This window comes from Catenibacterium sp. co_0103 (genome assembly GCF_004168205.1).
Classification (GTDB): Bacteria; Bacillota_I; Bacilli_A; order Erysipelotrichales; family Coprobacillaceae; genus Catenibacterium; species Catenibacterium mitsuoka_A.
Genome location: NZ_RCYB01000036.1, coordinates 1 through 21,547 on the forward strand (window position 1 = coordinate 1; position 21,547 = coordinate 21,547).

At 33.6% G+C, this 21,547-nt stretch carries 26 protein-coding genes; 9 read left to right on the forward strand and 17 right to left on the reverse strand.

Going from position 1 to position 21,547, the window contains the following annotated elements; genetic code table 11:
* The coding region (locus EAI80_RS07345; protein WP_192924021.1) for a helix-turn-helix domain-containing protein at positions 1–279 on the reverse strand (279 nt) is incomplete at its 3' end.
* Between the two features lie 364 nt (positions 280–643).
* Here EAI80_RS07345 and EAI80_RS07350 point away from each other — a divergent pair.
* From EAI80_RS07350 to EAI80_RS07370, 5 genes are read left to right on the forward strand one after another with little or no spacing between them, the layout of a single operon-like run.
* Positions 644–1,444, forward strand: coding sequence for an ABC transporter substrate-binding protein (locus EAI80_RS07350; protein ID WP_129981528.1), 801 nt, complete (start codon positions 644–646; stop codon positions 1,442–1,444).
* Between the two features lie 15 nt (positions 1,445–1,459).
* Entirely contained in the window at positions 1,460–2,233 is a 774-nt protein-coding gene (locus EAI80_RS07355) for an FAD binding domain-containing protein (RefSeq protein WP_129981529.1), read from the forward strand.
* A gap of 1 nt (position 2,234) precedes the next feature.
* Entirely contained in the window at positions 2,235–2,711 is a 477-nt protein-coding gene (locus EAI80_RS07360; protein WP_022424980.1) for a (2Fe-2S)-binding protein, read from the forward strand.
* The gene (locus EAI80_RS07365) at positions 2,708–4,996 is read left to right on the forward strand and encodes a molybdopterin cofactor-binding domain-containing protein (protein ID WP_129981530.1); all 2,289 of its coding nucleotides are present in this window, start codon (positions 2,708–2,710) and stop codon (positions 4,994–4,996) included. Before EAI80_RS07360 ends, EAI80_RS07365 begins: the two co-directional genes overlap by 4 nt.
* Positions 4,989–5,555: a nucleotidyltransferase family protein gene (locus tag EAI80_RS07370; RefSeq protein ID WP_129981531.1), complete on the forward strand. Its 567-nt coding sequence runs from the start codon at positions 4,989–4,991 to the stop codon at positions 5,553–5,555. The genes EAI80_RS07365 and EAI80_RS07370 overlap by 8 nt, the downstream gene beginning before the upstream one ends.
* A gap of 48 nt (positions 5,556–5,603) precedes the next feature.
* Here the strand turns inward: EAI80_RS07370 and galE are convergent, their stop codons facing one another.
* The 5 genes from galE to EAI80_RS07395 all read right to left on the reverse strand — a co-directional run bounded on the left by galE (position 5,604) and on the right by EAI80_RS07395 (position 10,827).
* Positions 5,604–6,602, reverse strand: coding sequence for a UDP-glucose 4-epimerase GalE (gene galE, locus EAI80_RS07375; RefSeq protein ID WP_129981532.1), 999 nt, complete (start codon positions 6,600–6,602; stop codon positions 5,604–5,606).
* Between the two features lie 182 nt (positions 6,603–6,784).
* Positions 6,785–7,438, reverse strand: a complete 654-nt coding sequence (locus EAI80_RS07380) for an HAD family phosphatase (RefSeq protein ID WP_022424808.1) — start codon at positions 7,436–7,438, stop codon at positions 6,785–6,787.
* A 2-nt stretch (positions 7,439–7,440) separates the two neighbouring features.
* A complete protein-coding gene (gene lacG, locus EAI80_RS07385; RefSeq protein WP_022424807.1) occupies positions 7,441–8,841 on the reverse strand; it encodes a 6-phospho-beta-galactosidase in 1,401 nt (466 codons plus the stop codon).
* Between the two features lie 4 nt (positions 8,842–8,845).
* The gene (locus EAI80_RS07390) at positions 8,846–10,507 is read right to left on the reverse strand and encodes a PTS transporter subunit EIIC (RefSeq protein ID WP_129981533.1); all 1,662 of its coding nucleotides are present in this window, start codon (positions 10,505–10,507) and stop codon (positions 8,846–8,848) included.
* Positions 10,507–10,827 (reverse strand): PTS lactose/cellobiose transporter subunit IIA, encoded by a 321-nt coding sequence (locus tag EAI80_RS07395; RefSeq protein WP_022424805.1) that lies wholly within the window; start codon positions 10,825–10,827, stop codon positions 10,507–10,509. The genes EAI80_RS07390 and EAI80_RS07395 overlap by 1 nt, the downstream gene beginning before the upstream one ends.
* A 220-nt stretch (positions 10,828–11,047) precedes the next feature.
* Between EAI80_RS07395 and EAI80_RS07400 the strand changes: the two genes are divergently transcribed.
* Together EAI80_RS07400 and EAI80_RS07405 are read left to right on the forward strand one after the other, a co-directional pair.
* Positions 11,048–11,803, forward strand: coding sequence for a DeoR/GlpR family DNA-binding transcription regulator (locus tag EAI80_RS07400; RefSeq protein WP_129981534.1), 756 nt, complete (start codon positions 11,048–11,050; stop codon positions 11,801–11,803).
* Between the two features lie 12 nt (positions 11,804–11,815).
* Positions 11,816–12,097 (forward strand): hypothetical protein, encoded by a 282-nt coding sequence (locus EAI80_RS07405; RefSeq protein ID WP_129981535.1) that lies wholly within the window; start codon positions 11,816–11,818, stop codon positions 12,095–12,097.
* Between the two features lie 76 nt (positions 12,098–12,173).
* Here EAI80_RS07405 and EAI80_RS07410 read toward each other — a convergent pair whose 3' ends face one another.
* The 6 genes from EAI80_RS07410 to EAI80_RS07435 all read right to left on the reverse strand — a co-directional run bounded on the left by EAI80_RS07410 (position 12,174) and on the right by EAI80_RS07435 (position 16,164).
* Positions 12,174–13,079 (reverse strand): SPFH domain-containing protein, encoded by a 906-nt coding sequence (locus EAI80_RS07410; protein WP_006504996.1) that lies wholly within the window; start codon positions 13,077–13,079, stop codon positions 12,174–12,176.
* A gap of 1 nt (position 13,080) precedes the next feature.
* Positions 13,081–13,512, reverse strand: a complete 432-nt coding sequence (locus EAI80_RS07415) for an NfeD family protein (protein ID WP_129981536.1) — start codon at positions 13,510–13,512, stop codon at positions 13,081–13,083.
* A complete protein-coding gene (locus EAI80_RS07420; RefSeq protein ID WP_022424800.1) occupies positions 13,505–13,891 on the reverse strand; it encodes a hypothetical protein in 387 nt (128 codons plus the stop codon). The genes EAI80_RS07415 and EAI80_RS07420 overlap by 8 nt, the downstream gene beginning before the upstream one ends.
* Positions 13,892–14,073: 182 nt before the next feature.
* Positions 14,074–14,847, reverse strand: a complete 774-nt coding sequence (locus EAI80_RS07425) for an HAD family hydrolase (RefSeq protein WP_129981537.1) — start codon at positions 14,845–14,847, stop codon at positions 14,074–14,076.
* 38 nt (positions 14,848–14,885) lie between these two features.
* Positions 14,886–15,875 (reverse strand): rod shape-determining protein, encoded by a 990-nt coding sequence (locus EAI80_RS07430; RefSeq protein WP_022424798.1) that lies wholly within the window; start codon positions 15,873–15,875, stop codon positions 14,886–14,888.
* An 85-nt stretch (positions 15,876–15,960) separates the two neighbouring features.
* Positions 15,961–16,164: a DUF1146 domain-containing protein gene (locus tag EAI80_RS07435; RefSeq protein WP_129981538.1), complete on the reverse strand. Its 204-nt coding sequence runs from the start codon at positions 16,162–16,164 to the stop codon at positions 15,961–15,963.
* 100 nt (positions 16,165–16,264) lie between these two features.
* Here EAI80_RS07435 and EAI80_RS07440 point away from each other — a divergent pair, with 100 nt between their 5' ends.
* Positions 16,265–16,771 (forward strand): GNAT family N-acetyltransferase, encoded by a 507-nt coding sequence (locus EAI80_RS07440; RefSeq protein ID WP_022424796.1) that lies wholly within the window; start codon positions 16,265–16,267, stop codon positions 16,769–16,771.
* 94 nt (positions 16,772–16,865) lie between these two features.
* The gene (locus tag EAI80_RS13360) at positions 16,866–17,039 is read left to right on the forward strand and encodes a hypothetical protein (protein ID WP_161220300.1); all 174 of its coding nucleotides are present in this window, start codon (positions 16,866–16,868) and stop codon (positions 17,037–17,039) included.
* A gap of 229 nt (positions 17,040–17,268) precedes the next feature.
* Here the strand turns inward: EAI80_RS13360 and rsmI are convergent, their stop codons facing one another.
* From rsmI to tmk, 5 genes are read right to left on the reverse strand one after another with little or no spacing between them, the layout of a single operon-like run.
* On the reverse strand, positions 17,269–18,120 hold the full coding sequence (gene rsmI, locus EAI80_RS07445) for a 16S rRNA (cytidine(1402)-2'-O)-methyltransferase (protein ID WP_129981540.1): 852 nt from the start codon (positions 18,118–18,120) through the stop codon (positions 17,269–17,271).
* Positions 18,110–18,841 (reverse strand): tRNA1(Val) (adenine(37)-N6)-methyltransferase, encoded by a 732-nt coding sequence (locus EAI80_RS07450; RefSeq protein WP_129981541.1) that lies wholly within the window; start codon positions 18,839–18,841, stop codon positions 18,110–18,112. Before EAI80_RS07450 ends, rsmI begins: the two co-directional genes overlap by 11 nt.
* Complete coding sequence (locus EAI80_RS07455) at positions 18,825–19,793, reverse strand: stage 0 sporulation family protein (protein ID WP_129981542.1); 969 nt, start codon at positions 19,791–19,793, stop codon at positions 18,825–18,827. Before EAI80_RS07455 ends, EAI80_RS07450 begins: the two co-directional genes overlap by 17 nt.
* 4 nt (positions 19,794–19,797) lie before the next feature.
* Positions 19,798–20,757, reverse strand: a complete 960-nt coding sequence (locus EAI80_RS07460) for a hypothetical protein (protein ID WP_129981543.1) — start codon at positions 20,755–20,757, stop codon at positions 19,798–19,800.
* Positions 20,754–21,368 carry a dTMP kinase gene (gene tmk, locus EAI80_RS07465; protein WP_129981544.1) on the reverse strand — a complete coding sequence of 205 codons (615 nt, stop codon included), beginning with the start codon at positions 21,366–21,368 and terminating at the stop codon, positions 20,754–20,756. Before tmk ends, EAI80_RS07460 begins: the two co-directional genes overlap by 4 nt.
* Between the last annotated feature and the right edge of the window lie 179 nt (positions 21,369–21,547).

The window sequence follows — 21,547 nt, forward strand, 5'->3', positions numbered from 1 at the left end:
GAAGTGAGTGAAGTTTGCATCAGAGAAATCATTGATATAAAGAGAGATGATCTTATTCTTTATGTCCAAAGGAACTGCAGAAGCAGGCAGTCTTCCACGGTTGCCATGCACGAAACCCTTCTTTCCCTGTTCCTTATATTTAATGATAAGTCTATTGATAGTTCTTACAGTACAGCCAAGTCTAGTAGCTGCTCTCTTCTTGTTTCCATTTGTTTCTACAAGTTTCTTGATTATTTCATACTTATTCTGCTCATTCATTCTCAATTCAACCTTTCTCATAATAACCTCCCTCGGAGGTTATAGTTTAACACGGCAAGTTGATAATGTCCCAATTGGGACATTATCAACTTGGATACATTGAGACATTATCACATTGGAATCAGATTTTTATATTGATTTTCAGTAATATGCTTGATTTTAGATGAAAGTTTTATTATTATCATAGTGTTCTTATTGGACAGGATAAGCATTTCGGTGGCCAAACTTCGATGCTTATCCTTTTTTTCTTTCTATAGATTTATTGACCTTAAGAACATGATAAATGATTTATGAAATAAACAAAACAGATAGCGAAAAACTGCCCCTAAAAAGTTTACAGCCCAAAAGCAAAGCCAGGAGTTTATACCCCTGACTTTTTCAAAGCTTGAGTAAACCCCAAGTCTATTTAGTTACTCAAAAGAATGCTTCTTCTAGAAGCATTTATCAAAAGACAGATCCTGATTTATTAGAACTACCTCAGGTAGGATGTAATGTCAGTCTTATCGCAAAGACAGCTCCTGATGTAGTATTTATGATGAAAGAGAATAAGGATCTTATTGAGGATTTTGAAGAAAGACATATAAAAGTTATTGTGGTTGATCCTTCTAGTGAAAAGAAGTATGATGCCATGGTTTCACTTATTGCGAAAGTTTGTGGTAAACAAAACAATGCGAAGAAGTTAAAGAACTACTATAGTACTAAAAAGAGTAAGATGAATAGTTTAGGTACTTCTAATAAGCATGTTTATATTGCTTCAAAAGAGTCTATTTATAAACCTGTCACACCTTCTATGTTTCAAAGTACTATACTAACTACAGCACATGTGAAAAATGCTGCAGCGAGTATTAAAGGTGTAGACTACCCTACTATTGCGTTAGAAACATTATTAACTTTAAACCCAGATATAGTGATCATGCCTCGTAATGCTTCTTATTCAAAAGATTCTATTTATAACTATGAATTCTTCTCATCACTTGATATAGTGAAGAACAAGAAGATTTATATTATGCCTGAGGTGGTTGAATCATGGATGGATCCTGTTCCTTCTCATATTCTTGCATCACTCTGGCTATCATATGTACTTCATCCTCATGATTATACATATGAGAATTATAAAAAGGATGTAATAGATTTTTATAAAGAGTTTTATGATTTTAGTCTCGATGAAACACTTATCACAAAATAGAAAGGATAGAAAAAGATGTTAAATATTCAGGAATATGTAAGACCTCAGTCGCTTGAGGAAGCTTATGAACTCGTTCAGAACAGAAAAAACATTATTGTAGGTGGTATGTTATGGTTGAAGATGATGAATAGATCAGTTGAAAAGGCAATTGATTTATGTGATCTTCATTTAGATACTATTGAAGAAGATGATGAACAGTTTACTATTGGCGCAATGGTGACATTACGTCAGTTAGAAACTCATGCAGGAATAAATGCTTATACACATGATGCAATGAAGCATAGTGTGGAACATATTATTGGTGTGCAGTTTAGAAACTGTGCGACTGTAGGAGGTTCTATTTTTGGTCGTTATGGTTTCTCTGATGTATTATCTATGTTTATGGGATTAGATGCTTATGTAGAATTATATGACGGTGGTATTGTACCTATGAGAGAGTTTGCTTGGATGCGTCCTTCTCTTGATATTCTTGTACGTGTTATTGTAAAGAAGACACCTATTAAGGTTTGTTATAAGTCACAGAGAAATGTAAGTACTGATTTCCCTGTTCTTACTTGTTGTGCAAGTTATATGAATGATACTTATTCTGTAGTAATTGGTGGTCGTCCTTTAAAGGCAATTGCTTATGAAAAACAGATGGAATTAAATGATGAGTCTATTGAAGCTTTCATTGAAGAAGTGTCTTCTGAAATCAAACTTGGAAGCAATAACTTAGGCAGTGCAGAATATCGTCAGAAGCTTGTAAAGGTTCTTATGAGACGTTCATTAAAGGAATTGGAGGCACAGTAAGATGGAAATTACAATTACATTAAATGGAAAAACAATGACTCGTAGTATTTTACCTGATACTCTTCTTATTGATTTTGTAAGAAGTGAGCATTGTCTTAGTGTTAAAAGAGGTTGTGATACAAGTAACTGTGGATTATGTACAGTATTATTAGACAACAAACCAGTTCTTTCTTGTAGTGTTCTTGCAGCTAGAGCTGCAGGTCATGAAGTGACTACTTTAGAAGGTTTACAGGAAAAGGCAAGACCACTTGCTGAATTTATTGCTGATCAGGGTGCTGAACAGTGTGGTTTCTGTAATCCTGGATTTATGATGAATACAATCGCATTACTAGAAGAAAATAAAGATCCTAGTGATGATGAAATCAGAGCATTCTTATCTGGTAACCTTTGTCGTTGTTCTGGTTATGAAGGACAATTAAGAGGTATTAGAAACTATATTAATTACTGCAAGGAAAATGGAAAGGAAGTGTTAGGATGAGACAGGAATTAAAACAGGTTAATAAACCTATAAGAAAAAAAGATGCAATGAACCTATTATTAGGTAAACCTGTCTATGTTGATGATGTAACACCTCACGACTGTTTGATTGTAAAGCTTGTTCATTCTCCTCATGCTAATGCATTAATTGAGAATATTGATACAGAAGCAGCTAAGGCAGTAGATACAATTGAAGCTGTTTATACTTATAAAGATGTGCCTCAGAAACGTTTTACTATGGCTGGTCAAACTTATCCAGAACCAAGCCCTTATGATCGTTTAATCTTAGATCAGAGAGTTAGATTCGTAGGTGATCCAGTTGCGATTGTTGCTGGTTATGATGAAAAGAAAGTAGATGAAGCATTAAAGCTTATTAAAGTAAAATATCAAGTAGAAGAAGCTGTATTAGACTTTAGAACTGCTAAGGATAATCCTATTCTTGTTCATCCTGAAGATAACTGGAAAGCATTATGTCCTGTAGGGGCAGACAATAAACGTAACTTAGTAGCCACTGCAGATGAAACACATGGTGATCTAGAAGAAGTATTTAAATCATGTGATCATGTGATTGAACGTACTTATCACGTTCCTGCAGTCAATCAGGCGATGATGGAAACATTTAGAACTTATTGTGAAATTGATACTTATGGTCGTTTACATGTTATTAGTTCTACACAGATTGTTTTCCATGCACGTCGTATTCTTGCAAATGCTTTAGATATTCCTAAGTCTATGATTCGTGTTGAAAAGCCTCGTATTGGTGGTGGCTTTGGTGCAAAGCAGTCACTTGTGACTGAAATCTATCCTGCATTTGTTACATGGATGACTAAGAAACCATCTAAACTTATTTATACACGTACTGAATCTCAGATCGCGGGTAGTCCACGTCATGAAATGGAAGTCACTACTAAAGTGGGTGCTATGAATGATGGTACTATTCGTGCCATTGATGTATATACATTATCTAACTCTGGTGCCTTTGGTGAACATGGTCCTACTACTGTAGGTTTATCAGGTCATAAATCTATTCCACTATATACAAACAATCTAGAAGCATTCCGTTTCCATTATGATGTTGTTTACACAAATAGATTATCTTCTGGTGCATATCGTGGATATGGTGCGACTCAGGGTATTTATGCATTAGAAACATGTGTCAACGAATTAGCTGATATTTTACATATGGATCCTGTAGAAATCAGAGAAAAGAACATGGTACGTCAAGGTCAGAAGATGGATGCCTACTATGGTGAAATTGCGGATAGCTGTGCATTAGATAAATGTATGGAACGTGCTAAGAAAGAATTTGACTGGGAAAACCGTAAGACTCCTACTGTAATGCCCGATGGTCGTATTAAGGCAGCAGGTGTTGCAATGGCAATGCAGGGATCAGGTATCTCTGGTGTCGATGTTGGGTCTGCTACATTAAAGTTAAACGATGATGGTTCTTATATGTTAAGCATCGGTGCTGCAGATATGGGTACTGGATGTGATACTATTCTTGCCCAGATGGCAGCAGAAGAATTAGAATGTGATGTAGACAATATTGTTGTCTTTGGTGCAGATACTGATGCTTCTCCATATGATTCTGGTTCTTATGCTTCTAGTACAACTTATGTTACTGGTATGGCTGTAAGAAAAGCGAGTGAAGAGCTCAAAGAGAACATGATGAAGATTGCTGCCAATAAGTGGGAATGTGATCCTGAATCATTAGTATTTACTGGCAATACAATTGATAATCCAGCTACAAATGAATCATTTACACATACGGATATCGCAACATTCTCTCAGTGTGGTAATACAGTCCCTATCCAGGTAACATGCACTCATTCATCTAAAATTTCTCCACCACCATATATGGTAGGTATGGCAGAAATTGCATTAGATAAAGATACAGGTTTTGTAGAAATACTAGATTATGTAGCTGTTGTAGACTGTGGTACTGTAGTAAATACTAATCTTGCAACTGTACAGACTGAAGGAGGTCTTGTACAGGGTATCGGTATGGCATTATCAGAAAGTATTACTTATTCACCTAAGGGTGGTTTAACAGAAAATAACTTCATGACTTATAAGATTCCTACAAGACTTGATATGGGTCATTTACGTGTTTATTTTGAAAGCAGTTATGAAAAGACAGGTCCATTTGGTGCAAAGTCTATTGGTGAATGTGTCATCAATACACCAGCCCCAGCCTTATGTGCTGCTATCCACAGTGCATGTGGTGCATGGGTGAGAGATCTTCCAATGACACCTGAAAAGATTGTCATGGCTATCGATGAATAAAACATATATTATATATCTTGCATCAGGAAACAGCAGACGTTTTAAAGGAAACAAACTGCTGTTTCCTTTTCAAAATAAACTGTTATATCAACATGCATTAGATCTCATATTAAAGGAATATGATCATGTTATTGTCGTATCACAATATGATGAGATACTACAATATGCGTCTCAAAGAGGCGCTACCAGCATTTTATGTTTAGAGAGTATTCATGGTCTCTCTTATTCTATTAAGGCTGCTGTGAACTATTTAAATACGTTAGAGAAGCCATTTAGAATGATCTTCATGGTCGCTGATCAGCCTTATATTTCTATGAATACTATAGACAAACTGATGCATACAAAACATAAACTTGCCAGTTGTGCTTATAAAGATAAAGTAGGCAACCCTACTCTATTTGATAGTTCTTATATTCCTGAGTTAGTTCTATTAAAACAAGACCAAGGTGGAAGAAAGGTATTAAATAAGCATCCTGATGAAGTAGAATATATACAAGTAGAGAATGTAAGAGAACTCTATGATATAGATTATCAAGAAGACCTGAAGCAACTACAATAGTTGCTTTTTTTTGCATCAAAAAAGCCTCTCTTTCGAGAGACTTAAGTGTTACATATGTTTCTTTGCAAAGTTCCAAGTATCTCTGCACATATCTTCTAGTGTCTTTTCAGCCACCCATCCTAACTGTTCTTTTGCACGAGTAGGATCTGCATAACATGTTGCGATATCACCAGCACGTCTTGGCTTGATTTCATAAGGTACTTTTACACCATTTACCTTTTCAAAAGCCTTAACGATTTCTAATACACTATATCCTTTACCTGTTCCTAGGTTACAGATATGAACACCTGGTGTTGCATATTTTTCAATTGCAAGAACATGACCCTTAGCTAAGTCTACAACATGGATGTAGTCACGTACACCTGTTCCGTCTGGTGTATCATAGTCATCACCAAATACACCTAAGCAAGGAAGTTCACCTGCAGCAACCTTCATAATATAAGGCATAAGATTGTTAGGAATTCCCTTTGGATCTTCTCCTAATAATCCTGATTCATGTGCACCAATTGGGTTGAAGTAACGAAGAAGTGTAACAGACATTTCTGGTACAGCATGCTGTACATCTGTTAGAATTCTTTCCATCATAGCCTTTGTAGAACCATATGGGTTTGTAGTCTGTCCTAATTCACAGTCTTCAGTTAAAGGTACAACTTTAGGATCACCATATACTGTAGCACTTGAAGAGAATACAATTGAAGGGACATGATACTTCTTCATAAGCTTAGCAACTACTAAAGTAGTCATTAAGTTATTTGTATAATATTCAATAGGCTTTACTACTGATTCACCTACTGCCTTGAAGGCTGCACAGTGAATGACTGCATCTAATTTATTTTCCTTGAATACTGCTTCTGTCTTATCTTCATCTAAAACATTGAATTCATAAAACTTTACTTTCTTACCAGTAATTTCATGAATGGCATCTAAGGCTTCTGGTTTTGAATTTGAGAAGTCATCGATGACTACAACATCATGTCCGCTCTGTAGTAATTCTACACAGACATGACTACCAATATAACCTGCACCACCTGTAACTAATACATTCATATTTATTCCTCCATAAACTTTGCAACCACCATATATGACAGCTGCCATAGCCAAATCACTATTCTATTTGACTCTTATATTTTACAACGAAATCGTTCTTAACAAAAGACTGAATTATCATAGTGAAGCGCCCATCTTGTTTTCTTGCAAAAAGAACCATCTTTAATAAGATGGCTCTTTGTTTAAATTTCTTTAAATGAATCAATCACTTTTGTTACTCCTGGTAACTTCTGATATTCTTCTCTTTTATTTGCAGAATCGATTACGATTATATTTCTACATCCTGCTTTATAGGCATTCTCAATACCACTTAGGGAGTCTTCAACGATTAAGCAGTCACTTATATCTACTCCTAGAATATTAGCTGCTTTCTTGAACATCATGATCTTATTATCATATGTTCCATCATCATAAACAATATCATCAGGATTAATCCAATGATCAAGATGGAATGATTCTACAAAGAAATCAATATTTGGTTTAATGGATGCACTTGCGATAGTAAATGGAATGTTGTTGTTTTTAAGCTTATCAAAGAATTCTGTAGCGCCAGCAACTAAATGAAATGTTTCTTTATCTTCCTTACAGAATTCACGATAGTACTGTTCTTTAAGTAAAGAATATTTCTGTTTCACTTCATCTGTACATTGTCCATCAAACATATATTCAATGATCTTATTATTAGGAACACCATTGAAATGTTCATGTAGCTCTTCTTCGCTAATTCCATGATGTCTTATTTCCTCGGAAATCTTTCCCCAGGCTAATACATGCTTTGGATTGTCAAAAAACAATGTTCCATTAAAATCAAATATAACTCCTTTATAAGAATTCATAACTACACCTCTTTCGTTTCTGATACGCCCTTATACCAATAAGCACTTGCTTTTGGATAACGTTTCTGTGTTTCATAGTCTACATAGAATAAGCCATAACGCTTATTATATCCATTAGTCCATGAGAACATATCCATTAATGACCATACAAAGTAGCCCTTTACATTAACACCCACTTCAACTGCCTTTAATGCATACTGTAAATGTTTCTTGATATAATCAATTCTTGGTGCATCATCAATCACACCATCTACAAATTCATCTTTATAACCCATACCGTTTTCTGTAATATAGATACACTTGTAGTTTGGATACTGCTGACGAATACGCACTAACATATCAAACATACTTTCTGGATGAATTAACCAGTCCCAGTCTGTTCTAGGAATACCTTCTTTTTCCATTCTACGTCCTACATTCTTTAAGCAGAAACGTGAAGTACCCTTTTCACCAGTTCCATTATGATGGATATCATTCTCACCATCATAGTACTGAATGAAACGTGACTGGTAATAGTTCATACCCATATAGTCAATTAAGACTGCTGCTTTCTTCATAACTTCAAAGTCTTCATCTCTTAAGTCTAGCTGACCATTATTAATAGCTACTAAACGATCTACAATTTCCATTGTTTCAGTAGAGTAATATCCTTTGAATGTTGCATCTAATAAGAACTGGTTCTGTAATACATCTTCGTTCTTTGCAGCCTGTATATCATCTAAACTATTTTCATCATAAGGATACTTATATTCTAATGACTGTACACAGCCAATCTGTCCTTTATATCCTGCTTCTTTATAAGCAACAACAGCTTTCGCATGAGCAAGCATCATATTATGCATAATCTGGAATGCTTTTGTCATATTATATTTTTCACCATTAGGGAATGTTCCTTCAATATAAGTGTTTGTAGCTACTGCCCAGATTTCATTGAAAGTAAACCAGTATTTAACTTCATCCTTATATTCTTCAAAACAGAACTTTGCATAGTCTACAAATGCATCTACTGTTTCTCTATTTAAAAAGTCACCCTTCTGATATAAAGTATCAGGTGTATCAAAATGATGTAATGTGATAAATGGTTCTACATTATTCTTATGACATTCCTGGAATACTCTATGATAGAAATCAATACCTTCCTGATTGATTTTTCCTGTACCATCAGGGAAGATACGTGCCCATGAAATAGAGATACGAATTCCATTAATACCAAACATTTTACATAGCTTTAAATCTTGTCCATACTGGTGGTAGAAATCACTGGCAGGGTCTGCCTTGAAACGACCCTGCTTTGCAAGAAAGTCATCCCAAGACACTTTACCTTTACCATATTCTAATGTACTACCTTCACACTGATAAGCAGCTGTAGCGCCACCAAAGATAAAATCATCAGAGAATTTCATGTACTTAACCTTCCTTTTCCTGTTCAACGATAAATTCAACAGCACCCTTAGGATCACGAGTTAACTGAATATATTGAGCACCCTTAGTTGCAATGACTTTAGTACCTTCTTTCGCATCCTGTTTTACTTCTTCTAAATGAGCCTGTACCTGTGGAGATAAGACAACGACATCATAGTTCTTTAAGATATCATAGTGATTACCATAAGCACTTGCAGTGGCATCTACTGGAAAACCAGTTTCTTTAGCCCCTTCTTTAACAGCATTTGCAAACATAGCACTTGTACCAGCGCCTACACATAATACTAATACATTGATCTTCTTATCTAACTGAAGAGGTTCATTTGTTTCAGGTTCTTCTTCTTTAACCTGTTCTTCTAATGCTTCTAAAGCTTCTTTCTGTTTTTCTTCTTCTAATAATGAAGCATCATATGCTTTAACGAATGGTAAGTAAATAATACCATCTACTACGATTAATAATACAGCAAGTAATACAGCTAAGAAACTAATACCTGTACCTAAAATCAAACCAATTGGAGCTGGAGTAGCCCAAGGTAATACATAAATGAATGAGTTCATCTTTAATACATCAACGAAGAATTTGAATAATGATACATTCACCATTGGTGCAAGTAAGAATGGAACAAAGAAATATGGGTTTAATACGATTGGAGTAGCAAATAATAATGGTTCATTAACTGCGAAACATACTGGAATGAAAGTTGTTTTACCAACAGCTTTTAACTGTTTAGATCTAGCAAATAACATAAATAAGAATGGAACAACTAGAGTAGCACCTGTACCACCCATTGTACCTACGAAGTTACCTAAACCTACTGTTAATACATTTGCAGCCTGATGTCCTGCTTTAAATAATACTAAGTTTGCATCTACGTTTGCATAGATGATTGCAGCGATAGCTGGTTCAACAATACTTGGACCATGTACACCAACGAACCAGAACATTGCCATTGCACCCCAGATAATACAGATTCCTAAATAACCATCTGCAGCTGTGAATAATGGCTGTAATAATGTGATGATTGCTTCTGCAAAAGTATAACCAAATAAATTACGAACAATTAAATCAATAATAACACATACCAATACTGAGAAAGAGAACGGGAACACATCTCTGAACATCTGAGAGATTGTCCCTGGCACTTCTTTTGGCATATGAATAGTGACATCTTTTTCAACACAGAACTTATACATCTTAACTGTGATGAATGCAGCGATGAATGAAGCAAGTAAACCTTTAGTACCTAAATAAGTAGTAGAGATACCAAGCTTTACATCACTGACTGCTAACATAAAGAAACCACAAATACTTGCAAGCATAACTGAAGTTGTGTTGATTACTTTACCTTCTGGCAAACGACGATTCATGCTTTCAGCTAAGCACTTTGCAGTTGTTGCTGATACTAGTAAACCAACAATACCCATTGAATAGTTATAGACTTTCCACAACCATGTTGAGACATCTGCTGGCAACTTAATTCCAAAGATTTCTGGAATTGAAGCAGCTAAGATAAATACACTTGAGAATAAGATGGCTGGCATTGCTGTTAAGAAGCCATCACGTACAGCACCTAAATAAATATTTTGAGCAATTTTATCGAAAAATGGTTTACCTTTTTCAATTTTCTTAATGACAGCGTCTAACATTATTTTGTCCCTCTTTCTCTATATAAAGTAATAAAATCTTCAATAACATCTCTTAATAAGATTGTAGTCATCAAATGATCCTGTCCATGAATGAAGATAAATCCCATTTCCATATCTTCACCACGTGCTTCTTGCTGAAGAATAGTTGTCTGAGACTGATGTGCGAGATTGATATTTTCATCTGCTTCCTTTAACTTTTCTTCTACATTATCAAAATTACCTGCACGCATTTCTTTTAATAATTCTAATAAAGTACTTCTTGCATCTCCTGAGTAAGCTACGATTTCAAAGCCTACCATACTTAATTCATCTTTAGTCATTTTCTTTTTTTCTACTCTTTTGTTTTCTACAACTACAGTGTAATCGCATTCATCACATTTGTCAACAAATATAAACAATACAAAACAAATAATTAAATATTTACAAACATTTATGATAAAAAACAAGCTAAATCATTTTCTGTATGTTTGTTTTTGTTTGTTTTGTGTTGATTTAGATTATTTTGAATGATATACTGACACTGACAAGGAGAGTGAAAACATGTTAAAAAAGGAACGTCTTGTAAGAATTACACAGATGGTCAATCAAAAAGGTATTATTTCTATCAATGAAATTATGGAACAATTAGAAATATCAGATATGACCGCAAGAAGAGATTTAGATGAATTAGAGAAGTCTGGTAAATTATTAAGAGTACATGGTGGAGCACAGAGTTTATCTTTTAGTATGGATCATGAACGTTCTCATTTAGAGAAGTCTTCTGTACAGATAGAAGAAAAAACAAGAATTGCGCATAAAGCAGCAAGTCTTATTCAAGAAGGAGAAACTATATTCTTAGGTCCTGGTACTACTATTCAGTTATTAGCTGAGCAGTTATGTGGACGTAATATTAGAGTAGTTACGAATTCTCTTGCAGTATTTAATATCTTGAGTGGTCATACTCCTACTGATGTAATGTTAACAGGTGGAGAATATCGTAGTAATACAAATACCTTTGTAGGTCCAATCACAAATATGGTATTAAGTAAACTAAGATATACAAAAGCCTTTATTGGATGTAACGGTATCTTTAATAGTGGTATTACAACTTATTCATTAGAAGAGGGAGAATCACAGGGAATACCTTTAGATAATTCGAAGAATAGATATTTACTTGTAGATTCTACTAAGTTTAATCGTTCTGACTTTTATATCTTCTATGATCTCTTTAATTTTGATGCAGTCATTACCGATAATGAAATTGATCCTGATGTATTAAAACATTATAAAGAATATACAACTATTGTAACGGTATAGGGAGAACTCACTATGAAAAAGACTGGAATCTGCCCAAAATGTAATCATGATAAAATTATTATTATTAAAGATCAGCTCCATGAAAATGGTGGTGGTAATATTTCTCAAATAACGAATCATATTAATAAGCCTCCGCAAGTTTTCGCTATATTCAAAGAGGGAAATACCGCAAAGAAGACTTTCTATATTTGTGAGAATTGTGGTTATATTGAAGAATACTTAGACAAGGAAGAAATCAAGAAATTGCTTAATTATAAACCTGTTGGTAGTAAGATAAAGGATATCTTCAAATGATTATACAAGCCGTGCAACACGCACGGCTTTTTAGATACAAAAAAATCAGAAGACAGCATCTGTCTTCTGACTGTTGTTACTCAGGCTTTTTAGGATCCTTAAGTGATTCTGATAAAGTTGTAAGTGTACCAGCTAACCCTGCTAAGTCATTAGGTACAATAATCTTTGTAGCTTGTCCATCAGCTAAGTTCTTTAATGCTTTTAATCCTTCTAACTGGATATAAGCTGATTCAGGATTTGCTTCATTAATATACTGAATAGCTTTAGCTTGTGCTTCATAAACAAGTCTTAATGCTTCAGCCTGACCTTCAGCTTTCGCAATCTGTGCTTCTTTTTCAGCTGTTGCACGTAATACAAGAGATTCCTTATCTCCTTCAGCATTTAAGATAGCAGCCTGTTTTTTACCTTCAGCAACTAAGATAGATTCACGTCTTTCACGTTCTGCACGCATCTGTTTTTCCATTGCTTCCTGAATATCTTTTGGTGGAAGAATGTTTTTAACTTCTACTCTAGTTACCTTGATACCCCATGGATCAGTGGCATCATCAAGAATAGATCTCATCTTAGAGTTAATGATATCTCTTGATGTTAATGTGTCATCTAATTCAAGTTCCCCAATGATATTTCTTAATGTAGTTGCAGTTAATGTTTCAATCGCATTAATTGGTCTTACTACACCATAAGTAAATAACTTAGGATCTGTGATAGAGAAATAGACTACTGTATCAATCTGCATTGTAACGTTATCTTTAGTAATAACTGGCTGTGGAGCGAAGTCCATAACCTGTTCCTTTAATGATACACGATTAGATACACGATCAATTAAAGGAATAAGAATATGTAAACCTACATTTAATGTACGGTCATATGCACCGATTCTTTCTACTACATAAGCATATGACTGTGGAACAATCTTTACTGTACTGAAAATAAGAATAACAACAATTGCGATTAATAAAATCATTAAAATAAATCCTAACATCTTAGTTCCCCTCCTTTTTTACAACTAGATGTGCACCTTCAATTGCGACAACTTCTCCATATTCTCCTTCTTCTAAAGTCAAATTATGAAGTGAAGACGCTGACCAAATCTGATTCTTAATTCTTACTTCACCCATATGATCTGCATCAATTCTCTTAATAACGAGAGCATGAGATCCTATAAGTGCATCATTATTCGTATGTATTATGTTGCCTTTCAGACTTTTTACAGCCATAGGACGTGCCACTATCGCGCATATAACAGATACCACAAGAAATATAGCGACCTGTATTGGAACTGATACATTCAATAAGCAGGCAATCAATGCCGCAAAAGCACCAATCACAAACCAGACACTTACTAGTGATACCGTGAGTATTTCTACCACAATACACGCAATCATAACACCTGACCACACTACCAAACTATCCATTTAGTCTTCCCTCCTTGTAGTCAACAATGAGAACTTCATGAACAATGTCATATGTTCCTTTAAACTTATAAACATTCTTTTCATTGAAATCGAGAGGAATCAAATCAGCAAGTTCTTTAATAAATGGTTTATTGGTGATTCTTCCATAGGACTTACCTCTTGATATCTTATGAAGCTGGTCCTGTGGATAGATTCCGTCATTGATAGCTTGCTTCCCCACGGGTTTGATACCGATACAATGATTGTCATAATCAATACCTAATAGAACATAATTCACATTTTCAAAATGCATGCATGCTGTCGTATTCAATGTAATATTTGTTTCATAAATGGAGACGACAGATGCATTCAGTTCGTTTGTATTCCAGACAAAGTTCATGTTTATCACCTCCAATATCATTATATTATTTTTATTATTTTTATTCAACAAAAATAGTAAAATGAGAAAAAGCTATAACATTAAGACAGTATTTCTACTGTATAATCAACACTTAACATATTCAAAAAGCCAATGATTCATTCATAGAAGACACAAAAAAAACTTCTGTTTTTATACAGAAGTTAAAAGAGTCTCTTTAATTCTTTTGCCACACCATCATGCAATACATCTTCACAGATGATTGATGCATGATGATAAATCATTGGAATTGCATTCTTCATAGCGATTGGATGACCTACTGTTTTAAACATTTCTATGTCATTGGCTCCATCACCAAAACAATAGCTATCATCAACATCTAAGCCATAATAGTTCAGCATTGTTTCAATACCATGACCTTTAGAAGTATCTATATTAGATACTTCAATGTTTAAGCTATCATCATGTTTTTCATAGAAGAAAGCCCCTAGTCTTTCAATAAGTCCTACGCTGTCTTCTTTTTTATTATATCTAATTTCTAATTTAATTGTTTTCTTTAGTACTTCATCTAAATCATAATCGTTGCATAAAGAGTCCATATCAATATTACACCAAGCATAGAATTCATACATATGTGGTGACTCCTTCTTTAAATAACAACGATCAGTTGTAAGAAGTATATATTCATAACCTTGTGATTCCACATATTCAATAAGTTTCTTTGTTTCATCATAAGGTAATGTTAAAGAGTCTATTGTTTTTCCTTCAGTCACAATATGTGCTCCATTAGCTAATACGTAGCCATCAAAACCAATGGATTTCACTTCTTTAGAAATAAATCCAGTTGGTCTACCACTTGCGATAAAGCATTTATGACCTAATTTTTGTACTCTATGAATTTCATCAATTGTATTCTGACTAATACCAATCTCTGGATGGTAAATTGTACCATCAATATCAAAAAATATCGCTTTCATTATTTCCTCCAAAAAAAAGATAGCGCGAACGCTATCTCTTACTGTAAGTATGTAGTGTTTTCTAACATGACACCGCAGCCTTCAGCAACACAATCAAGTGGTGTATCAGCTACGAATACAGGAACCTTTAATCCCTGTTCAAGGAACTTGTCTAAATTCTTTAATAAAGCTCCTCCACCAGTTAAGAAGATACCTTTATTTACGATATCTGCAGATAATTCAGGTGGTGTCTGTTCAAGAACCTGCTTAGCAGCAATTAAGATTGTTTCACAAACTTCTCCTAAAGCAGAAACTGTTTCAGCTTCATTCATTTGGATAGTCTTTGGAAGACCAGTTACTAAGTCTCTACCACGGACATCCATAACTGTTTCTTCGTTAGGCTGGAATGCACAACCGATCTGTTTCTTAACTTCTTCAGCTGTAGCATCACCAATTAATAACTTATATTTATCTTTTACGTATTTAATGATTTCCTGATCCATCTTGTCACCAGCAATCTTTAATGACTGAGATGTAACGATATCACCTAATGAAAGTACAGCAACGTCTGTAGTTCCACCACCGATATCGATAACCATGTTTCCAGATGGTTTAGAAATATCAAGACCAGCACCAATAGCAGCTACTTTTGGTTCTTCTTCGATATATACCTTCTTAGCACCACATCTTAAAGCAACATCCTGGATGGCACTCTTTTCGATTGAAGTGATGTTAGATGGACAACAAATTAAGATTGTTGGTCTAGCAAAAATTCCTTTTAAGTTTAGTTTATTGATAAAGTGTGTTAGTAAGATTTCAGTAGTCTGGAAATCAGCAATAACACCATCCTTTAATGGACGGATTGCTTTTAATTTTCCAGGAGTCTTTCCAAGCATTTCTCTTGCTTCTTCACCAACAGCAACAGGTCTATTTGTTTCTACATTAATAGTAACAACACTTGGTTCATTTACTACAATTCCTTCTCCTTTAGCATAGATAAGGATATTTGCAGTACCAAGGTCAATACCAATTTCTTTTGATAAGCTCATACCTTTTTCCTCCTTGTAAGCATTTCTATTTTATCATTTTATTCATATTATTCAAGTCAATTAATTAAAAAATATTGGCTTTAAATCAATAAAAACTTAACGTACCAAAATTAAGTATAAATTGTGCTAATAAGTATCCGAGCGCCACACTCGCGACTACATAGAAGACATAAAACTGGCTGATTCTGCCCTTTCTCAAGAAGCGTTCGAAGTCAAAAGCCTGCAAGCCATACATAGCTAATAAGACAGAAATAATATAGACTAAAATATTAACTGTACGATAAATCATAAAATCCTCCCTTGACACTATTTAACCATTTCAGCAATCAAAATACAACTATTTGATATTTCAAATGATTTCTAGTACAATTTTAAATGAGGTGATTGATATGCATGTACGCGCATCAGAAATTAAAGATCTAAGTCGTGTGATGGATCTTATTAATCAAGCAAAAGAATATTTTAAAGATAATGATATTAACCAATGGCAAAAAGGATATCCTGACATTAGCACAATACTAGATGATATTATATCAGGTAACAGTTATGTTCTTTCTAAACATTCCCATACGTATGGCACAATGCATTTTATTATAGGAATAGAACCTAGCTATGTAAGAATCTACAACGGCCACTGGCTTACTGATACTAGACACTATGGTATTATTCATCGTTTTGCGATTGATAATAATCATAAAGGAAATGGCTATGCAAAAAAATTATTGGATTATGCAGTCAACATCTGTAAACAGAGTGGTACTCCTTCTATTCGTTTAGATATTGAAAAGAATAATAAACCAATGAGAGAATTTATATTAAAGAATGGATTTAAACATTGTGGTACTGTTCGTTTAAAAAACAATGAAGAGAGAGAAGCTTACGAAAGATTGATTTGAAACTGTGTGTAAACACAGTTTTTTTATTTTATTTTTACATTTGCTTAACACATATAAGAAACAAATATACTATAATTCATCCAGGAGGATTCTTATGAAAAAGATAAAATTCTATATCATATTTTTATCTATTTCTATTCTATTCTTACTATTTGATTGGTACTATTCAAGAAAACTCAATCTAGATTATATTAAGATGATCATTTTTTCTCTTACAATTGTATTTGCTTATCAATTACTTAGAAATAAATTTTTAAATAAACTATAGTCTTATGCAGTCATTTATAACCGTTCCTTTAATATAATTCGTATTTTTAGTTCATATCGTAGATGCTTTTCTTAAATATCCATTTGAATTAAAATTTACCTTATGTTAAACTGTCATTGTCATTTTTAAAAATGACTTTACTTTTTTCTTCTTGTATTTATAGTTATTAACTAGAAATATAAGGTCTTCCAAGCAAAAAGGGTAATGTTTCACGTGAAACATTACCCTTTTACTTTTTATGATATTCTTCATACACAAGATTCTTATTTAATTTGCGAATTTTTGCGACTTCTTTAATAGCATCTTTTTTAGACATGCCTTTTTCTACAAACTCATCTACATGTTCTGTAATTGTCTGGTCAAAAGTCTCTTCTTCAGTTACTTCAGCACCACCTTCAACCACAATAACCATTTCACCCTTTAATTCATCTACTACTTCTAATACTTCAGAAATAGTACCTCTTAGAATTTCTTCATGTTTCTTAGTGATTTCTCTACATAACGCTATTCTTCTATCACCTAATACTTTCATCATACATTCCAATGTTGCCTTAATTCTATGTGGGGCTTCATAGAATACGATTGTATAAGTGATATTTTTTAATTTTTCTAATTCTTTAGTCTTATTTTTATTTGTATGGCTTAAGAAACCATAGAACATGAATGGCTGTGGTGCAATACCAGAGACAACTAAAGCATCTAAACAAGCATTACATCCTGATAAAGGAACGACATTATATCCTGCATCAATAGTTGCAAGAACCATTTCATACCCTGGATCACTAATTGCAGGATAACCTGCATCACTTACTAATGCAACTGACTCCCCTTCTTCTAATAATGATAAAAGTTTAGGGATTGCAACATGCAGATTATGTTCATGATGAGAAATAAGCTTAGCTTCTATATTAAAGTGATTTAATAGTTTCACTGTATTACGTGTATCTTCTGCAGCAATATAGTTTACACTCTTCATAACATCAATACATCTTGGTGTCATTTCACTTAAATTACCAATAGGTGTTGGTACAAGGTAAAGTGTCGCTTTTCCATTTTCAAAACTCTTTTGTCTATTTAACATTCATCTCACCTACTAACTGTTTAACTTCATCTGAATAGCTGCCATCTTCATTATGTGTATATAATGGAGGTTCAATCTTTAATCCTGTTTTGCCTAAGAAAGCACCTTCGATTAAAAATGTATTACATTCTTTTCCTTCTTTAGGATAGACAAAACGAATACGTTTAGGTTCTATTCTATATTTCTTAAATAATTCAATTGTTTCAATAAAACGATCCGGACGATAGACCATTGAGAAACGACCATTCTGATCTAGAATCTTTGCTGCTGATGCAATAATTCCTTCTAGATCTATTTTGATTTCGTGACGTGCAATAGTAACATAAGGACTCTCATTGACGTGGGACTTCTCACCTAATCTAAAAAATGGAGGGTTACATACAATTGCCTTAGTACGTGGTGCATACTTCACATACTCTTTGATATCATCGTGAATAATTTCCACCTGATTTTCTACATGATTTAATTTTACGTTTCTTTCTGCAATCTCTACAGCTTCCTTTTGAATTTCAACACCAATAATCTTCTTATGAGTTCGTTGTGTTAAGATTAATGGTATAGCTGCATTATTTGTCCCAAAATCTACAATTGTCTTCATATCCTTTGTGATTGCACAAAAGTTTGCCAATAAAACAGTATCCAGAGAAAAGGTAAACATATCTCTTCTCTGGATGATTTTCATATCATTATAACCAAGGAGATGATTAATTTCTTCGTTCATCTTTCTTTCCTTTTGGATTATTACCTTTGATAGTTCTTGGCTTCTGATCATTCTGTTTTGGTTTATGCTGTTGTTTTGGCTTCTTTTGTCTTGGTTTATCGTGTTTCCTTTCTTTTTTTGGTGCTAGTTCTTCTAAGATACGTCTTTCCTTTTTAGGAGCTGGTTTCTTATCGATATCAGATAAAGGAATAAATAAAATACTTCCTTCACTATCAATCTTTACTAAATCAGAAATAACGTTTAAACCAACAACCTTACACTGTTTATCATCATAACGAATAAATGAACCAATCTTAGGGAATTTCTTTTTAACTTCCTTATAGGCCTCATCTTCATACTTTAAACAACATAATAAACGACCACATACACCTGAAATCTTGTCAATATTAATCGCAAGTAACTGATTCTTAGCCATATTGATAGATACACCATCAAACTCACCTAAGAATGAGTTACAACATAGTGGTAAGCCACAATTTCCAATACCACCTACAATTTTAGCTTTATCTCTAGGTCCTACCTGTCTTAATTCAATACGACATTTAAAAACACTTGCAAGTTTCTTTAATAAATCTCTGAAGTCTACACGTTCATCAGATGTATACATAAAGATCACCTTAGAAGCATCTAATGTATATTCACAATTGATCAAATGCATATCAAGGTTTGTTTCCGCAATGATTTCTTTACAGATTTCAAATGATTTTTGTGCCTTAATTTTATTGATATTATATACTTCAATGTCTGCTCTATTCGCAACACGTTTAATTCTTTTTAATTCGTTATCTAATTTAAATTCTGATAAGTCTGTAAGATCCGAAATGATTTCTCCCATTTCTAGTCCTCTTACAGTTTCTACTATTACTTTATCTCCCTTTTTGACATCTAAGTCTGTAGAGAAGTAATAATATTTACCAGCGCTATTAAATCTAACAGCCGCTAATCTATCCATTTCGTCAAACTCCCTTCAATACTTTATATACCATACCATCTAGTAATAATGCAAGATTGACATTATTGTTGAGTCTTTCAGCATATTCTAATATGATTTCTATTTTCTGTAATATTTTACCATCTTCTGGCATCTTCTCAAAGAAATCTTTATGTTTCACAAATAATACAGGTATGGAATGTTTCACGTGAAACATATCTCTCATACCTAACACCAAAAGATTTAAGAATAATGCATAGGCTTCTTTATTCTTCTTATACTTCTTACCTAGATTAATCTGCAAATTGATTAATAAATCCGATGGTTTCATATATAAATCTTCAATAAAGTAGAATACATAATTCTTAACATCAAAATATAACTCACTATCCTTATACTCATTACATTCTTCAATCGAATCAAATAGATGAGGAAGAACCAAAGAGTCTTCTTCATCCACCCCTTCATTCTTTAGTTTTAATTCTAAAGAATGCTTAGATTCAGGAAGCAATTTAATCACCTGACATCTAGATTGAATAGTAGGTAGTACCTTATTAATATTCTTTGTTGTAAGGATTGCATATACTTCTTCCACAGGTTCTTCTAAGAACTTTAATAAGCTATTCATTGCCTGAGTCGTCGCATTATCAATATTTTTAAGAATATATACTTTTCCATTATTCTCTACACTTGATTTCACAAACTCTTCCTGAATATGATCAATATCAGATTTCTTAATAGAAGCCTCTTTACCATCACATACAATCATATCAGGATAAAGACCTTCTTTAATTCGTATACAATCATCACAAGTTTCACACGCTATTGTATCTTCATGGCATATATAAGACTGGGCAATAAATGTCGCAATATCATCCGTATGATCCCCTACTAGAAGAAATGCATGAGTCTTTTTATTCTCTTTAAAACTCTTCTCTAAGATACGATAGAAGATAGGTTGTGTTTCTTTTAAAATTTCTTTCATAGTCTATCCTTTACGATTTCATAAACCTGACGATATACTTCTTCAACTGGTAAAGAAGCATCTACCTTCACAATTCTATCTGGGAACTTATCACAGATCATTTGATAACCATCATATACTTTATGATGAAAATCCAATGATTCTAAATCTAATCTATTGACTTCTCTATCCCCTGTAATACGCTTTAAAGCAACTTCAGGTTTTACATCAAAGAAAATAGTTAAATCAGGAAGAATACCATCTGTCGCAAAAAGATTCATGTTGTAGATATTATCTACGCCAATACCTCTTCCAATTCCCTGATAAACTAAAGAACTATCAACAAAACGATCGCATATCACAATACCATCTTCCTTTAATACAGGAAGTACTTTTTCTACTAGATGCTGTCTTCTACTTGCTGCATAAAGTAATGCTTCAGTTCTTGCGTCCATCTTCGTATTATTGACATCAGTAATCACATCTCTGATCTGTTCTGCGATATCTACCCCACCAGGTTCTCTACTAAAAGTGATATTATATCCTTCTTCAATAAACTGTTTATGTAACATCTTTGCAATAGTCGTTTTACCACTGCCTTCTCCACCTTCAAAAGTAATAAATAAACTCATATCACACGCTCCTTCAAACATTAATATTATATGTGATTTACAATGTTTTTTCCATAATTAAAAAGAAGGTTATTCATTACCTTCTCTATACTTTCGATAATCAGAGTAACTAAATAGACTTGGGGTTTACTCAAGCTTTGAAAAAGTCAGGGGTATGAACTCCTGGCTTTGCTTTTATG

Coding starts and splice junctions, on each gene's coding strand:
- tmk (WP_129981544.1), bottom strand. CDS start 21,368: ATGAGTTTATTTATTACTTTTGAAGGTGGAGAAGGCAGTGGTAAAACG.
- EAI80_RS07395 (WP_022424805.1), bottom strand. CDS start 10,827: ATGACTAAAGATGAATTAAGTATGGTAGGCTTTGAAATCGTAGCTTAC.
- EAI80_RS07405 (WP_129981535.1), top strand. CDS start 11,816: ATGAAAAAGACTGGAATCTGCCCAAAATGTAATCATGATAAAATTATT.
- EAI80_RS07370 (WP_129981531.1), top strand. CDS start 4,989: ATGAATAAAACATATATTATATATCTTGCATCAGGAAACAGCAGACGT.
- EAI80_RS07415 (WP_129981536.1), bottom strand. CDS start 13,512: ATGGATAGTTTGGTAGTGTGGTCAGGTGTTATGATTGCGTGTATTGTG.
- EAI80_RS07380 (WP_022424808.1), bottom strand. CDS start 7,438: ATGAATTCTTATAAAGGAGTTATATTTGATTTTAATGGAACATTGTTT.
- EAI80_RS07430 (WP_022424798.1), bottom strand. CDS start 15,875: ATGAGCTTATCAAAAGAAATTGGTATTGACCTTGGTACTGCAAATATC.
- EAI80_RS07460 (WP_129981543.1), bottom strand. CDS start 20,757: ATGAAAGAAATTTTAAAAGAAACACAACCTATCTTCTATCGTATCTTA.
- EAI80_RS07360 (WP_022424980.1), top strand. CDS start 2,235: ATGGAAATTACAATTACATTAAATGGAAAAACAATGACTCGTAGTATT.
- EAI80_RS07355 (WP_129981529.1), top strand. CDS start 1,460: ATGTTAAATATTCAGGAATATGTAAGACCTCAGTCGCTTGAGGAAGCT.
- EAI80_RS07450 (WP_129981541.1), bottom strand. CDS start 18,841: ATGAACGAAGAAATTAATCATCTCCTTGGTTATAATGATATGAAAATC.
- EAI80_RS07400 (WP_129981534.1), top strand. CDS start 11,048: ATGTTAAAAAAGGAACGTCTTGTAAGAATTACACAGATGGTCAATCAA.
- EAI80_RS13360 (WP_161220300.1), top strand. CDS start 16,866: ATGAAAAAGATAAAATTCTATATCATATTTTTATCTATTTCTATTCTA.
- EAI80_RS07425 (WP_129981537.1), bottom strand. CDS start 14,847: ATGAAAGCGATATTTTTTGATATTGATGGTACAATTTACCATCCAGAG.
- EAI80_RS07440 (WP_022424796.1), top strand. CDS start 16,265: ATGCATGTACGCGCATCAGAAATTAAAGATCTAAGTCGTGTGATGGAT.
- EAI80_RS07365 (WP_129981530.1), top strand. CDS start 2,708: ATGAGACAGGAATTAAAACAGGTTAATAAACCTATAAGAAAAAAAGAT.
- EAI80_RS07410 (WP_006504996.1), bottom strand. CDS start 13,079: ATGTTAGGATTTATTTTAATGATTTTATTAATCGCAATTGTTGTTATT.
- lacG (WP_022424807.1), bottom strand. CDS start 8,841: ATGAAATTCTCTGATGATTTTATCTTTGGTGGCGCTACAGCTGCTTAT.
- EAI80_RS07435 (WP_129981538.1), bottom strand. CDS start 16,164: ATGATTTATCGTACAGTTAATATTTTAGTCTATATTATTTCTGTCTTA.
- EAI80_RS07420 (WP_022424800.1), bottom strand. CDS start 13,891: ATGAACTTTGTCTGGAATACAAACGAACTGAATGCATCTGTCGTCTCC.
- rsmI (WP_129981540.1), bottom strand. CDS start 18,120: ATGTTAAATAGACAAAAGAGTTTTGAAAATGGAAAAGCGACACTTTAC.
- EAI80_RS07390 (WP_129981533.1), bottom strand. CDS start 10,507: ATGTTAGACGCTGTCATTAAGAAAATTGAAAAAGGTAAACCATTTTTC.
- EAI80_RS07455 (WP_129981542.1), bottom strand. CDS start 19,793: ATGGATAGATTAGCGGCTGTTAGATTTAATAGCGCTGGTAAATATTAT.
- galE (WP_129981532.1), bottom strand. CDS start 6,602: ATGAATGTATTAGTTACAGGTGGTGCAGGTTATATTGGTAGTCATGTC.